At 61.6% G+C, this 15,086-nt stretch carries 11 protein-coding genes; 2 read left to right on the top strand and 9 right to left on the bottom strand.

Annotation, left to right across the window (positions count from 1 at the left end; all coding sequences use genetic code 11):
- Window positions 1–27: 27 nt before the first annotated feature.
- The 3 genes from E5678_RS03935 to E5678_RS03925 form a co-directional block, all read right to left on the bottom strand.
- Window positions 28–1,329, bottom strand: coding sequence for a pseudouridine synthase (locus tag E5678_RS03935; protein WP_136177314.1), 1,302 nt, complete (start codon window positions 1,327–1,329; stop codon window positions 28–30).
- Window positions 1,295–2,113 (bottom strand): SMC-Scp complex subunit ScpB, encoded by an 819-nt coding sequence (scpB, locus tag E5678_RS03930; protein ID WP_136177313.1) that lies wholly within the window; start codon window positions 2,111–2,113, stop codon window positions 1,295–1,297. The genes E5678_RS03935 and scpB overlap by 35 nt, the downstream gene beginning before the upstream one ends.
- Window positions 2,114–2,310: 197 nt before the next feature.
- Entirely contained in the window at window positions 2,311–3,273 is a 963-nt protein-coding gene (locus tag E5678_RS03925) for an RluA family pseudouridine synthase (protein ID WP_136180619.1), read from the bottom strand.
- A gap of 108 nt (window positions 3,274–3,381) precedes the next feature.
- Here E5678_RS03925 and E5678_RS03920 point away from each other — a divergent pair, with 108 nt between their 5' ends.
- Window positions 3,382–4,185 carry an outer membrane protein assembly factor BamD gene (locus E5678_RS03920; protein WP_136177312.1) on the top strand — a complete coding sequence of 268 codons (804 nt, stop codon included), beginning with the start codon at window positions 3,382–3,384 and terminating at the stop codon, window positions 4,183–4,185.
- Here the strand turns inward: E5678_RS03920 and E5678_RS03915 are convergent.
- Complete coding sequence (locus E5678_RS03915; RefSeq protein WP_247596906.1) at window positions 4,136–6,124, bottom strand: ATP-dependent DNA helicase; 1,989 nt, start codon at window positions 6,122–6,124, stop codon at window positions 4,136–4,138. The genes E5678_RS03920 and E5678_RS03915 overlap by 50 nt on opposite strands.
- 245 nt (window positions 6,125–6,369) lie before the next feature.
- On the opposite strand from E5678_RS03915, the gene E5678_RS03910 reads away from it, so the two are divergent.
- Window positions 6,370–7,128: a protein phosphatase 2C domain-containing protein gene (locus E5678_RS03910; RefSeq protein WP_136177311.1), complete on the top strand. Its 759-nt coding sequence runs from the start codon at window positions 6,370–6,372 to the stop codon at window positions 7,126–7,128.
- Between the two features lie 142 nt (window positions 7,129–7,270).
- Here the strand turns inward: E5678_RS03910 and zapE are convergent, their stop codons facing one another.
- From zapE to E5678_RS03885, 5 genes are all read right to left on the bottom strand, one after another.
- Window positions 7,271–8,368: a cell division protein ZapE gene (gene zapE / locus E5678_RS03905; RefSeq protein ID WP_136177310.1), complete on the bottom strand. Its 1,098-nt coding sequence runs from the start codon at window positions 8,366–8,368 to the stop codon at window positions 7,271–7,273.
- A 135-nt stretch (window positions 8,369–8,503) separates the two neighbouring features.
- A complete protein-coding gene (gene lpdA, locus E5678_RS03900; RefSeq protein WP_136177309.1) occupies window positions 8,504–9,931 on the bottom strand; it encodes a dihydrolipoyl dehydrogenase in 1,428 nt (475 codons plus the stop codon).
- Between the two features lie 65 nt (window positions 9,932–9,996).
- Window positions 9,997–11,262 carry a 2-oxoglutarate dehydrogenase complex dihydrolipoyllysine-residue succinyltransferase gene (gene odhB / locus E5678_RS03895; RefSeq protein ID WP_136177308.1) on the bottom strand — a complete coding sequence of 422 codons (1,266 nt, stop codon included), beginning with the start codon at window positions 11,260–11,262 and terminating at the stop codon, window positions 9,997–9,999.
- A gap of 113 nt (window positions 11,263–11,375) precedes the next feature.
- Window positions 11,376–14,261 (bottom strand): 2-oxoglutarate dehydrogenase E1 component, encoded by a 2,886-nt coding sequence (locus tag E5678_RS03890; RefSeq protein WP_136177307.1) that lies wholly within the window; start codon window positions 14,259–14,261, stop codon window positions 11,376–11,378.
- Window positions 14,262–14,540: 279 nt separating this feature from the next.
- The gene (locus E5678_RS03885; RefSeq protein ID WP_136180617.1) at window positions 14,541–14,918 is read right to left on the bottom strand and encodes a metalloregulator ArsR/SmtB family transcription factor; all 378 of its coding nucleotides are present in this window, start codon (window positions 14,916–14,918) and stop codon (window positions 14,541–14,543) included.
- Between the last annotated feature and the right edge of the window lie 168 nt (window positions 14,919–15,086).

The following is a 15,086-nucleotide window of genomic DNA, read 5'->3' as shown; positions in this document are numbered from 1 at the left end:
CTACATCGGCGAGGTGTCAGGCACCGCTCAGCGGCCACCCTTTCGGCCACCGCCACCACTGGGTTTGCGACGACCCGTGCCGCTCTTGCCCCGCATGGCGTCTTGCTCACGGCTGCGTTGCAGAGCGTCCTGACCAATATAGCCTTGCGACGTCTTCAACGGATCGGGTTGCCCACCCTGCCTGGATCGACCTTTGCCGGACTTGTCGCCACCGCCTTCGGGCTTGGGCTGGGGCGCAAACATGCTGCTGCGGCGGATGCCGGTCGGCGCATCACCTCGACTGCTGGGTGTATGGCCAAAATTGCGCCCGCCGGTGGCCTCATTGCCGCGCCCCACAGGGCGACGTCCTCGCGGAGCGGGCTCTTCAATGACCTCCATACCGGCCGCTGCAGTCAATTTGGCGATGTCGAGCTCATCCAGCTCAACCCACACACCGCGCTTCAGTCCACGTGGCAGCATCATGGCGCCATAGCGGATACGGATCAATCGGCTGACGGCGTGGCCCACGGCCTCGAACATGCGCCGCACTTCGCGGTTGCGTCCCTCGCCGATGGTCACGCGGTACCAGCAGTTGGCGCCTTCACCGCCACCGGCTTCGATGCTCGCAAATTGCGCCATGCCATCGTCCAGACGAACCCCGTCCAGCAACCGCTGCTTTTCTTCATTGGACAAAGCGCCCAACACCCGAACCGCATACTCGCGCTGCAAACCAAAACGCGGGTGCATCAGACGGTTGGCCAGCTCACCTGAACTGGTCAGCAGCAGCAAGCCTTCGGTATTCAGATCCAGGCGGCCGACCGATTGCCACTTGCCCTGGTAGAGCTTGGGCAATCGCCGAAACACCGTGGGCCGGTTTTGTGGATCGTCGTGAGAGACCACCTCGCCTGCAGGCTTGTGGTACGCGAGGACGCGCGGCGGCGGCGGCGTCATGCGAACGCGCACCTGCTTGCCATTGACCTTGATCACGTCGTTGTACTGGATGCGCTGCCCCACATGGGCGGGCTCTCCGTTCACCGAGATGCGACCTTCCAGGATCATTTTCTCCATTTCAAGACGCGAACCCATGCCTGCCTGGGCCAGCACTTTGTGCAGCTTGGGCGACTCGGGTTGCGGCTCCAACACCCGCTTGGTGGGCAAAGGAATTTCCTGCTCTTGCACCGCATCAAATGCGCCGCTGATCACGTCATCAAAACGCAGCGCATCGGTTCCTGCATGGGAGGGCACGGAGTCCTCAGCAGGGGCTTCGGAAGCCCCTGCAACAGAGGGGTCCTCGACAGCACCCGGGGAAGAGGGGTCAGGCTTGGGGGTTTTCTTGGGCACCGGTGTCATGGTTGTCCTGTGGGTGATCGGTCGGCGACGCTGCGCCATTCAGTGGGAGGGGGTTCGAAGCAGCAGTCTCTTCAGCGGACGCATCCGCATCGGCAGACACGACGGGCGTCGCATCCACGACTGCTGCCAAGGGCTGGGCTGGCGTTGCTGGAGCCGCATCAAGCGGAACCTCAAGAGGTGCATCCAGCAGGCTATCCTGCGCACCATCGGGCTCGGGTACCCCGGCTGCAAAAGATTCAAAATCCAGTCGGTCCAGAGCAGACTCTTGAACATCGTTGCCGTCCAGCGGCGGCAACTGGTCCAGCGAAGACAGGCCAAGGTCGTCGAGAAACTGCCGGGTGGTCGCAAACAAGGCGGGGCGACCCACCGTTTCACGGTGTCCAATCACCTCGACCCAGCCGCGATCCTCGAGCTGCTTGATGATGAGCGAGTTGATGGTCACCCCGCGAATGTCTTCCATGTCACCGCGCGTGGCGGGTTGGCGGTAGGCAATGATCGCGAGAGTCTCCATGACAGCGCGCGTGTATTTCGGTGGCTTCTCCGGGTGCAGGCGATCCAGAAAAGTCCGCATTTCGGGGCGGCTCTGAAAACGCCATCCAGACGCAACTTGTACGAGCTCCACGCCCCGCCCAGCCCATTCCATTTGCAGGTCTGCCAGCATCGATTTGATCGTATCCGCGGACAGCTCCATGTCAAACAATACCCCCAGCTCACGCACGGTGAGTGGCTGGGAGGCGCAGATCAGGGCCGTCTCGAGGACGCGTCGGGCATCCGTGGTGTTCATTGTTGGTGTCAGACTTGAACCGGGCCAAAGCACCGGGGACAGGGAATCGCAATCAGGGCCTGAGCCTCCGCACAGGCTAGGCGGATAGGGCTGTATCAGGCGTCAACGCTCGGCACGCCCGCGCTGAACCGGCAGAAAGCCGCTTGAACGCTGACAGCCGGTGTCCGGCGCTGAGTTGTGGGGACGATCGGTAAGACTTATACCGATGACCCCCGATTGTAATGGAGCCCTGCCTGATCCAGCGCGGCCATCCAATCGGCTGGCGGCGTTGACTCAAATGCCAGCGCTTTCCCGGAGACCGGATGGGCCAGGGAGAGGCGCGCAGCGTGCAAAGCTTGGCGCTCCATCCCCAACAACGACTTGCCCCCATACAGCGTATCGCCCAGCAAGGGGTGACTCAACCAGCCCATATGAACCCGGATCTGATGGGTTCTCCCCGTGTGGAGCTTGCAATGCACCAGGCAAACCTGCTCGCCTTGCTCCAAAAGGGTGACGGTGGTCTGGGCAGGCTTGCCCGAGCCGACCTCTTCGCGGATCACCGCCATGCGCAACCGGTTGCGGTTGTCGCGGCCGATGGGTTGGTCCACCAGGCAGGTGTCTGCGCCTTGCCAGCGCCCGAGCGCCAGCGCCAGGTACTCCCGCTTCACGTCGCGTGCGGCGATCGCCCGCACCAGCGCCTCAACCGATTGCCGGCTCTTGCCCACCAGCATCAGCCCTGAGGTGTCCTTGTCCAGCCGGTGCACGATGCCTGCCCGCGGCAAGCTGGCGGCGCCCGCATGGTGAGCCAGCAAGCCGTTGAGCAAGGTCCCGCTCCAATGGCCGGCTGCGGGATGCACGACCAGCCCTGCGGGTTTGTTGACCACAAGCAGGTGCTCATCTTCATAGACCACGTCCAGGGCCATCGCTTCAGGCACGAAGGCCATCGCCTGCTGGGTGGGCCGCAACTCCACCCGCAAAGGGTCGCCCACCTGGACCTTGACCGAAGGCTTGCGAGGCGCGGCTCCTCGCAGCAACACAGCGCCGTCCGCCATCAACTGCTGGAGGTAGGAGCGGGAGAATTCCGGGATCAGGGCCGCCAATGCGCGGTCAAAGCGCTCGCCATGCCATTCCGCAGGAATGGTCAGATCACGGACCTCAACATCGAGCGATGTTGCATCCATGTCCCCACTGTCAACTGCCAGTCCGTCCTCGTCGCCGTCGGAGGAGAGTACCGTCGATATAATTTCAGCTGCCAAGACCTGTCTTTCCGTTGTAAAGGTGCAAGCGAGATGCTTTGTTTCAGATTATCGGCTGTGTCTTTCGGCACACTGGCCACCGTGCTGGCCTTGACGGCCTGCAACACCACGCCTGTGGACGAAACCATTGGCTGGAGCCCCGAGAAGATTTATTCAGAAGCCAGCCAAGAGCGCGCTGTGGGCAACTTCGACAAAGCTATCACGCTCTACGAAAAGCTCGAAGGCCGCGCCGCAGGCACTCCACTGGCCCAGCAAGCTGAGCTGGACAAAGCCTACACCTACTACAAGAGCAACGAGCAGGCGCAGGCGCTGGCCGTGCTGGACCGGTTTCTGCGGTTGCACCCCGCCAGCCCAGCGCTGGACTACGCGATCTACCTCAAAGGCCTGGTCAACTTCAACGACAACCTGGGTCTGTTCGGCTCCTTGGCCCAGCAAGACCTGTCCGAGCGTGACCAGAAATCGGCCAAGGCCTCTTTCGAGTCATTCCGCGAAGTGGTGACACGATTTCCCGAGTCGAAGTACGCGCCCGATTCGCGCGAACGCATGACCTACATCGTGAATTCGCTGGCCGATTCAGAAGTGCATGTGGCCCGCTATTACTACAAACGCGGTGCCTACCTGGCTGCGATCAACCGCGTGCAGGTGGCATTGACGGACTACGCCAACGCGCCAGCCCTGGAAGAAGCGCTGTACATCCTCATGAAAAGCTACGACGCGCTCGGTATGACCCAGCTCAGGGACGACGCCCAGCGGGTCATGCAGACCAACTACCCCGCGAGCGGATTCCTCAGTTCGGGCGTGAAGAGCGTGACCGGGCCCTGGTGGAAGCTCTGGTAAGCCTCAGACGGTCCAGTTCGGCCGCCAGTCCTGCCTCGCTTTCGAGCAAGGACATCGGGGGCAAAGCGGCCAACAATTCCGGACCATAAGACCGGGTCAGCAGGCGATCGTCGGCGACCACAAGCACTCCCCGATCGGTCTCACTGCGTATCAATCGGCCTGCCCCCTGCTTGAGCGCCATGGCGGCCTGCGGCAAATGGCACGATCGAAACACCGATCCACCGGCATCCTCTGCTCGCTGGGCCCGCAAAGCCATCAGCGGATCGTCGGGCGCGGGAAAGGGCAGTTTGTCGATCACCAGCAACTGCAGACTGTCCCCCACCAGGTCAACGCCTTCCCAGAACGACATCGAAGCCACCAGCACCGCACCAGGGCCACCACCCTCCCCCGCCTGCCGGAATCCGGCCAGCAGGGCCCGCTTGGACATCTGCCCCTGGACCAGCACCCGCAAAGGCCCGCACTGACCCTGGGCTACGCCGCGCTGCAGCACCTCACCAATCACCTGCATGGCTTTCAGGCTGGTGGTGAGCACCAGCGTGCATCCGCCCAACCGCTCAGCCCAGCGAGCGACTGCTGCGGCCAACTGGCGGCTGTGTTGCGCATCTGACGACGACGGCAGGTTGGTGGGGACAAAAAGCCGCCCCAGCCTTGCATGATCCAAAGGACTGTCCAGACGAAGGCACCGCGTCCGAGCGTCTTCCGCCAATCGAAGCGGTTCGGTGAACCAGCGCAGCTCGGGCTCAGTGCCCAGGGTGGCGGAGGTGAAGACCCAGGCCAGCGAGTCTGATCGTGCTTCAAACAAGCGGTGAAAGGCATGGGCGGCGTCCATGAATGCCACACGCAGACGCCATGGGCCATCCGAACCATCGCTGTCCACCCAGCGCACCCCCTGCTCTGTGCCACCCGTGGCCTGCCCCAGCGCCCGCCATTGGCGGCTCAACTGGTGTGCGAACCCGTGCAACCGCCTCAAGGGTTCAGCGGCGTCCGCTGCGGACTCCAGTACCCGCGCAGCCTGCGCCAGGGCGAGACTCACAGCCGCCACATCCCTGGACCAGGTCAGCGGATCCACGCCTTGGGGGGCTGACCCTGTCCAGCGCACCCGGGCCGCCGCACTCAGCACCGGTCGCAAATGGCGATCCAGCGCCTGCGCTGCCTGTTCCAGCAGCAAGGCGCAATGCCCCCAGGGCTGCAAACCCCTGGCCCACCGCTCACCCTGTACCCGGAGCTCACGAGCGAGTACCTGAAGATCGCGTGCGCCCACCGAGCGGCCCAACACCTGCAGACCGATATCGTTCACCCGGTGGGCTTCATCCAGCACCACCGCATCAACACCTGGCAACAATTCGGCGAGCCCCTCCGCCTGCACAAGGTGATCGGCAAAAAAGAGATGGTGGTTGACCACCACCCAGTCGGCAGCCATGGCACTGGCACGGGCACGGTTCACATGACAATCGGCAACGCGCGGACACTGACTCCCTTGACAGTTGTCCCGGGTGGAAGTGATCCAGGGGCGCAATGGTGAGTTGTCATCCAGACCCGGCAGCTCCGCCAGATCACCTTGCGCCGACAACGTCGCCCAGCGGTGCACGTGCTCAAGGGCCGCGGCATGGGCTGGATCCAGTCGCGCCCCACCCATCTCGCCCCGTCGCGCAAGGTCCACGCGATGGACACACACATAGCTCGCGCGACCCTTCAGCAAGGCGGCCCGCACGGGCAAGCCCAGCCAGGCCGTCAATGCAGGGATGTCGCGGTGGAACAGCTGGTCTTGAAGCGCCTGGGTTGCCGTGGACACCAACGCACGCCGCCCCCCCAGCAGCAAAGGCGCGAGGTACGCAAAGGTTTTGCCAACGCCCGTACCCGCCTCGACGACCAGAACACCGCAAGCATCCAATGTCTCAGCAACTGCCACGGCCATGGCCACCTGAGCGGGACGGGCCACCAATGCAGCGCCACCCTGGGAAAAAGCCGCCTGCACCAACGCCGCAAGCGCGCTCAGACGACACCCCAAACCACAGCAGCCCAGCCACGTACAGGGCTGCTGCACACGGGCCCACTCACGGTATCCCGCGCGGGAAGCCGTGACTGAAAATGATGATAGTCTCCATCGGAGTAGCGATTCATGGTTACTATCTGTGTGCACACGGCGAAGAACGTCACAATTGTTTCACTCTGTCTGATCCCCAAATGTCCAAAGGCTATCGCATCCACGCGTCCACCGGTATCCACCGGGGCGATCGTGACTACCAGCAAGACCAAGTCTGCCTGTTGCATCATGCCCGTATCGACGGCTGCCTCCTGGCCGTGGTCGCCGATGGCATGGGCGGTCGCAGCGGTGGCCGCAAGGCCTCGGATCAGGTCATGTTGACAACGCGCCAGCTGTTTGACCGCTTTGATCCCCAAGTCGACGATCCCTCAGCGATCTTGCGCCAGATCGTAGAAGAGTCGCATCTGGTGATCAAACTGACGGCGGTCTCTGCGGAGCAAGAGCCCCACAGCACCATCGCAGCCTTTCTGATCAACCCGGGCGGAGACACCCACTGGATCCACGCGGGCGACTCCCGGATCTACCATTTTCGCAACAGCAAGATGGTATTTCGGACCATGGATCACTCGTACGTGCAGACGCTGGTCAACCAGGGCGAGATCAGTGAAGAAGACGCCCTCGATCATCCGCACTCCAACATCCTGATGGGGTGTCTGGGCACCGAAAACGACCCGCCCGTGGACATCCACGTCACCCGCAACCTGACCGCTGGCGACGTGCTGCTCGCTTGCAGCGATGGTGTCTGGCACTATTTCACCCCGGAAGAGCTGGCCAGCACAGTGACCATGCTCTCGCCCCGTGAGGCTTGCGAATTCCTGATCCAGAAAGCGCGCACCCGAGCCAAAGGCATGGGCGACAACCTCTCCATGGTGATCGTCAAATTTGACCCTTTGAGCTGATCGGCCAGCACACGCCGCCCATCCCATCCCTGCGATCGCAGGGTGGTTTTGGCGTCTGCCAAGGTCACACACCACCCAGCGGCCCGGGTAGGCGTCCTAGAATTTCGACCGGGTCAGCGACCCGGTTCCGGTTTCCTGGTCCTCAGGTCAGTGCGGTGTCCACCAAACGGTGTTCTAGCGCCAAAAATTCCGCCGACTGCATCTCGCTCAAACGCGAGACCGTGCGCGGGAATTCGTGCGACATCGGGCCTTCTACATAGAGCTCGTCGGCCGGCACAGCTGCAGACATGATGAGCTTCACGCGGCGATCGTATAGAACGTCTACCAGCCAGGTGAAGCGGCGGGCTTCCGAGGCCTGTCGAACCGCCATCTGCGGCACGTTGGACAACAGCACCGTGTGGAACTGCGTGGCGATTTCCAGATAATCGTTCTGGGACAGAGCACCTTGGCAAAGAGCACGGAACTCGAACCAGATCACCCCACCTGCGCGTCGCACCGCAGGGATCTTGCGAGAAGCCAGATGCATCACGGGCTCTTGATCGGCCGACTCAGCCAATCGTTCAAACGCATGCTGCATGGCTGCATCTGCATCGCGGCCAAGCGGGGTCTTGTACAGATCCACCTGGGCCAACGTTTGCTGCCTGTAATCGGTTCCGTTGTCCACGTTGATCACCTCCAGCCGGCCTTTGAGCAACTCAATGGCGGGCAAGATGCGGTCGCGGTGCAAGCCATCGGGATACAAGCCGTCCGGATGAAAGTTGGAGGTGGTCACAAAACCAACGCCAGCATCGAACAGCGCGGCCAACAAGCGGTGAAGAATCATGGCGTCGGTCACGTCAGCCACATGAAATTCGTCAAAGCAGATCAGCTTGTAGCGCTTGGCCATGCGCCGGCCCAACTCGGTCAGCGGGTTGACGGTGCCCTGCATTTCGCGCAACTCGCGATGCACCTCACGCATGAACTCGTGGAAGTGCAGGCGCGTTTTCCGCTTGATGGGAACCGCGTTGTAAAAGCAATCCATCAGAAAACTTTTCCCGCGCCCGACACCACCGAACATGTAAACCCCACGCGGAATTTCGGGATTAACGAACAGCTTCTTCAGCGAATTGGAACGTCGCTGCTTGTACTCCGTCCATTCGGTCGCGCACCGCTCCAGCGCCTCTATCGCGCGTTGCTGGGCTGGATCGGTGGTGTAGCCACGCTCTTTGAGCGCGGCTTCATAGGTTTGTCGAACGGACATGGGCTGGGCCGGTGAAGAGGCTTTGACCGGCGCGCGGACTTCCCGCCAGGCATCCCGTGGAACTGGCAACGCCGGGCCACAGGGATGGCCCCTTCGGGGGGGGGGTGACGCGCGCCAGCGCGGCGCGGGGGTGGGTCAAAAGTTGAGCGTGCGCTTGTCCACTGCCAAAGCAGCCTCTTTCGTCGCTTCCGACAAAGAAGGGTGGGCGTGGCAAATGCGCGCGATGTCTTCAGCGCTGGCCTTGAACTCCATCGCCACCACGGCTTCGGAGATCAATTCGGATGCCATGGGGCCGACGATGTGCACCCCCAGGATCTCGTCGGTGGTGGCGTCAGCCAGGAACTTGACCATGCCGGTTGTGTCGCCCAGGGCGCGCGCCCGGCCGTTGGCGAGGAAAGGGAACGTGCCCGCCTTGTAGGCCACACCATCGGCTTTGAGCTGCTCTTCCGTGCGGCCCACCCAAGCGATCTCGGGGTGGGTATAGATCACCCAGGGGATGGTGTTGAAGTTCACATGGCCGTGTTGGCCCGCGATACGCTCGGCCACAGCCACGCCCTCTTCCTCAGCCTTGTGTGCCAGCATGGGGCCGCGAACCACATCGCCGACCGCCCAGACGCCCTTGAGGTTGGTGCGGCATTCGTCGTCCACAACAACAGCCCCACGGTCATCGAGTTTGAGTTTGACCGCTTCGGCGTTCAAACCGCTCGTGTTGGGCACACGGCCAATGGAGACGATGAGCTTGTCCACATCGAGCGACACCTCTTCGCCTTTGGCGGTGGTGTAGGCGACGTTGACGCCTTTTTTGGTGGTCTTGATTTCACCCACCTTGACGCCCATTTCGATCTTCAGACCTTGCTTGTCGAAGGCCTTTTTGGCCTCTTTCGCGATCTGCTGGTCCACGGCACCCAGGAATGTGGGCAGGCCTTCGAGCACGGTCACTTCTGCGCCCAGACGGCGCCACACCGAGCCCATCTCCAGACCGATCACGCCAGCGCCAATCAGGCCCAGCTTCTTGGGCACGGCGCCAATGCGCAGCGCGCCATCGTTCGACAGAATCTGCGTTTCATCGAAGTCTGCACCTGGCAAAGCACGGGCGTTGGATCCCGTGGCCACGATCACCTGCGTGGCCTTGATGGTTTCTTCTTTGTCGCCCTTGACCAGAATGTCATAACCCTCGGCGTTGGCCTGGGCAAATGAGCCACGGCCATGGAAGAAGGTGATCTTGTTTTTCTTGAACAGATACAGGATGCCGTCGTTGTTCTGCTTCACCACGGTGTCTTTGCGGCCCAGCATCTTGGCCACGTCCATCTTGACGGTGCCGGTGCTGATGCCATGTTCGGCAAAGTGGTGGTTGGCGTGGTCGAAGTGCTCAGAGGACTGCAACAGCGCCTTGGATGGGATACAACCCACGTTGGTGCAGGTACCGCCGGGTGCAGGGCCACCAGCGGCGTTCTTCCACTCGTCAATACACGCAACCTTGAAGCCCAGCTGGGCGGCACGAATGGCGGCGATGTATCCGCCGGGGCCTGCGCCGATCACGACGACGTCAAATGCTTGAGACATGTTCTATTCCTGAATGAAGTTGGACAAACGCCCCCGAAGGGGCGTCTGCTGTTTCGCTTGTCTGATCAGATATCAAAAAGGAGGCGGGCTGGGTCTTCCAGCGCTTCCTTCATGGCCACGAGACCCAGAACGGCTTCGCGGCCGTCGATGATGCGGTGGTCATAGGACATGGCGAAGTAGTTCATCGGGCGAACCACGACCTGGCCGTTCTCCACCATGGCACGCTCTTTGGTTGCGTGCACGCCGAGGATCGCCGACTGGGGCGGGTTGATGATGGGGGTGGACATCATGGAGCCGAAGGTGCCGCCGTTGGAAATCGAGAAAGTACCCCCGGTCATGTCGTCCAGGGTGATCTTGCCGTCTTTGGCCCGCTGGCCAAAATCAGCGATCTTCTTCTCGATGTCAGCAAAGCTCATCTGGTCGGCGTTGCGCAAGATCGGCACCACCAGACCACGGGGCGAGCCCACCGCGATACCGATATCGAAGTAACCGTGGTACACGATGTCGGTGCCATCGATCGATGCGTTGATCACGGGAAACTTCTTCAGCGCATGCACAGCCGCTTTGACGAAGAAACTCATGAACCCCAGCTTGACGCCATGTTCTTTTTCGAAGCGCTCCTGCATGCGCTTGCGCATCTCCATGACCGGAGCCATGTTGATTTCATTGAACGTGGTCAGGATGGCGTTGGTGGCCTGCGACTGCAGCAAGCGCTCGGCCACGCGGGCACGCAGACGCGTCATGGGCACGCGCTCTTCCGGACGGTCACCCAGATCAGGGGCCACCATGGCCACTTGCGGCAACACCTTGGTGGGCGCACCAGTGGGGATGGCCACGGGCGCGGACACCGCCTTGGCGCCGCCACCAGCCACAGCGGCCAGCACATCGCCCTTGGTCACGCGGCCGTCTTTGCCGGAGCCGGCCACGCTGCCGGCCGCGAGCTTGTTGTCGGCCATCAATTTGGCGGCGGCGGGCATGGCCACACCGGCTTTGCTGCCACCAGCAGCAGCGGCTGCTGCCGGTGCGGCAGCCGGTGCGGGAGCAGCAGCCGGCGCAGGCGCCGCTTCAGGCGCGGCAGCGCCAGCCGCGGCCGAGGTATCGATGCGCGCAATCAGCTGCTCAGCAGTCACTGTCGCGCCATCGACCTGCACGATCTCTATCAGCACACCGGCCGAAGGCGCAGGCACTTCCAGCACCACCTTGTCGGTTTCGATTTCGATCAGGATTTCATCGATCGCAACGGCCTCACCGGCCTTCTTTTTCCACTGCAGCAGCGTGGCTTCGGCCACCGACTCAGAGAGCTGTGGGACTTTGACTTCTACGATTGCCATGGGATATCTCGATTCAGAATTTTTTAATATGGGGTTGATGACGCCGCCGTGCAGCCGGCCCCGGGGTTGCGCGCTGGGCAGCGACGCAACCGGGGAGTCATTCGGTCATCGCATCATTTCGTGAGGACAAAGCCCTTCAACTTGGCGAAAGCGGCTTCGATCAGGTTCTTTTGTTGTTCCTGATGCAGATGGGCATAGCCCACCGCAGGCGAAGCCGAAGCCGCGCGACCCGCATAACCCAGCTTCTGGCCATCGAGCATGTTCTCGTGGATGTAGTGCTGCACAAAGAACCACGCGCCCTGGTTTTGTGGCTCGTCCTGGCACCACACGATGTCGGTGGCGTTCGGGTATTTTCTGACTTCGGCCGAGAACACCTTGTGCGGGAAGGGGTAGAGCTGCTCAACACGCAGGATGACCGCATCGTCGGTACCCATTTCTTCGCGTTTTTTGACCAGGTCGTAGTAAACCTTGCCCGAGCAACAAATGATGCGCTTGACCTTGTCGGCCTTTTTCACCACCGCCTCGTTCTGCTCCGGAATCACCGTCTGGAACTGGCCTTTGGTGAATTCGGCCAGGGGCGACGTGGCATCCTTGTTGCGCAAGAGGGACTTGGGCGTGAAGATGATCAGCGGCTTGCGCAGTGGGCGGATCATCTGGCGGCGCAACACGTGAAAGATCTGGCTGGCCGAGGTCGGCTGCACGATCTGCATGTTGGTATCGGCAGCGAGCTGCATGAAGCGCTCGATACGGGCCGAGCTGTGCTCAGGGCCCTGGCCTTCGTAACCATGGGGCAGCATCAGCGTGATGCCATTCAAGCGGCCCCACTTCACTTCACCACTGGCGATGAACTGATCGACCACCACTTGAGCGCCGTTCAGGAAATCGCCGAACTGGGCTTCCCAGATCACCAAGGTGTTGGGGTCGTTGCTGGCAAAACCATATTCAAAACCCAGCACCGCTTCTTCCGACAGGATGGAATCGATGACGGTGAACTGGCCTTGATCGGCGCTGATGTTCTGCAGGGGAATGTAGGTACCGCTGTCCCACTTTTCCCGGCTCTGGTCGTGGATCACGGAGTGTCGGTGGGTGAAGGTACCGCGCCCGCAATCTTCGCCGGAGAGGCGAAGACCATAACCGGCGCCCACCAGCGTGGCGAAAGCCATGCTCTCACCCATGCCCCAGTCCACATTGACGTCCCCGCGGCCCATGGCAGCGCGGTCGTCATAGACCTTTTTCACCAGATTGTGAGCCGTCACATTGCCGGGAATGGTGGTCAGTTTCTCGGCGATGCGCTTCCATTCCTTCTCAGGCAGGCTCGTGTCACCGTTGTCGGTCCACTTGGCTTTGAGGTAAGGCGACCAGTCCACCACAAACTTGTTGTGCGCGTTGGTGATGGTGAATTCTTTGGCGTGGCGGCCTTCGTCCATGGCCAGGCGGTAGGCCTTGACCATTTCGTCACCCAGCGTGTCACCGAGACCTTGCGCGGCCAGGCGATCGGCATACAGCTTGCGCGTACCCGGGTGTTGCGCGATCTTTTTGTACATCAGCGGTTGCGTCAGCGCTGGTGTGTCTTGCTCGTTGTGACCCAGTTTGCGGAAGCAAACAATGTCGATCACGACGTCTTTGTTGAACTCCTGGCGGTAGTCCAGTGCCAGCTGCGTGCAGAACACCACCGCTTCGGGATCGTCACCGTTGACGTGCAACACGGGGGCCTCAATCATCTTGACCACATCGGTGCAATACAGCGTCGAGCGCGTGTCGCGCGGGTCACTGGTGGTGAAACCAATCTGGTTGTTGATCACCACGTGCACCGTGCCGCCCGTGTAGTAGCCACGGGTTTGCGACAGGGCCAGGGTCTCCATGACCACGCCTTGGCCGGCAAAAGCGGCATCGCCGTGCACCAGAATCGGCAACACGGTGTCGCCGTCCGTGTCCTTGCGGCGCTCCTGGCGCGAACGCACCGAGCCTTCGACGACTGGGTTCACGATTTCCAGGTGGGACGGGTTGAACGCCAGCGTCAGGTGGACCGGGCCACCAGGGGTGGCGATGTCCGAGCTGAAACCCTGGTGGTACTTCACATCACCGGATGGCAGATCTTCAACGGCGGTGTGGTCAAACTCAGCAAACAAGCCGGCGGGCGTCTTGCCCAGGGTGTTAACCAACACATTGAGGCGGCCGCGGTGGGCCATGCCGATCACCACTTCCTGCACGCCGCGCGAGCCGGAAAGCTGCACCAGCTCGTGCATACAGGCAATGAAACTCTCGCCACCTTCCAGCGAGAAGCGCTTCTGCCCCACGTACTTGGTGTGCAGGTAACGCTCAAGGCCTTCGGCAGCGGTCAGTTGCTTCAGAATCTCCTTTTTCTTGTCGGCGTCGTACACCGGCTTGCTGCGCTTGCTCTCCAGCTGCTCTTGCCACCAGCGCTTCTCGCGCTGGTCGGAGGTGTACATGTACTCGGTGCCCACGGTACCGCAATAGGTCTCGCGAAGGGCATTGAGCAGGTCGCGCAGCGACATGACTTCTTTGCCGAAGAACGTGTTGCTGGTGTTGAACACGGTCTCGAAATCGGAATCGGTGAAGCCGTAGAACGACGGCTCCAGCTCGGGAATGTTGTCGCGTTCGTCGCGCTTGAGGGGATCGAGATCGGCCCAGCGTGAACCGACATTGCGGTAAGCGGCGATCAGCTGCTGAACAGCGACACGCTTGCGCCCCAGATCGGAGTCGGCACCAGCGGCCATGACCACACGGGTTCCGCCTTGTTTGGCGCGCTCGGCAAACGCATTGACAACCGGGAGGTGGGGGACGTCGCGGGCATCAGAGCCGTCAGCGGCGGGCACGTTTTGCAGTGCATCGAAATATTCGCGCCAGGACTCTGACACGCTACCGGGGCTGGCCAGGTAGTTTTCGTACATCTCTTCGACATACGGCGCATTGCCGCCGAAAAGGTACGAGTTATTTTGATAGGCGACGTAAACGTTGCCGGATGAGGAATCGCTCATAAATCCGCTGACCTCCGTTTCCCTCGGGGAAACATAAGTTGGTTAAGGAAACCTTCCGCGACACGGCTTGACCGGTTGGCGGATGCGACAGTGACTGTGGAAGGGCGTGACTGCAATCCATGATTGTGCCACCGTGAGGCACATCGTGGAGAAAAAAACGGGGTGGCGCACACATTCAGTGCGTTTTTTGCACGGCTTTGATGCACCGTGGGCATGGCGTGAAGACGGCTCCAGGACCGCGGGCACCGCGCGCCGGTGCCCTGAAAAGGCGACAAGGCGCTACTGAGAAACGATGCGGGGAGACAGGCGCTCCGAGGCCAGCACAGCACTGGGCTCACCCATCTCGATGGCGATCTGGGTGCACACGGTGCGACACAAGGTCACGGCTTTTTCGCTCTGCACTCGGTAAATCACCTGGGTGCCGTCTTTGCGCTTGGCCAAAACACCCGCACGGTACAGCAAATTCAAGTGCTGTGAGAGGTTGGGCTGGGTGGTTTCGATTTCCTGCAGCAACTGGGAAACCGACTTCTCTTTGTCGCACAAAGCGCTGAGGATGCGCAGGCGCATGGGTGTGGCCAGCACACCGAACAACTCCGCCGCGAGCTCAAACACGCGGGCCTTTTCCACATTGGCTTCAAATCCGATCAGTTGCTCCATCGTGCACCACGCTTTGACAATATAAGCATGCATCATACTGACAAAGCCACGGGCGCGCAGCCCCTGCAGGCCAAAGGCGGCGCTCGGCAGCACCCCTGTTGGGCCGGCCAAGCGCTTGCCATCCCTTGACATACCCGCGCCGCTCCAAAGTGGTCCATCGGAGCGGAC

Source organism: Hydrogenophaga sp. PAMC20947 (assembly GCF_004795855.1).
Lineage (GTDB): Bacteria > Pseudomonadota > Gammaproteobacteria > Burkholderiales > Burkholderiaceae_C > Hydrogenophaga.
This window is presented reverse-complemented; position numbering and strand designations above follow the sequence as displayed.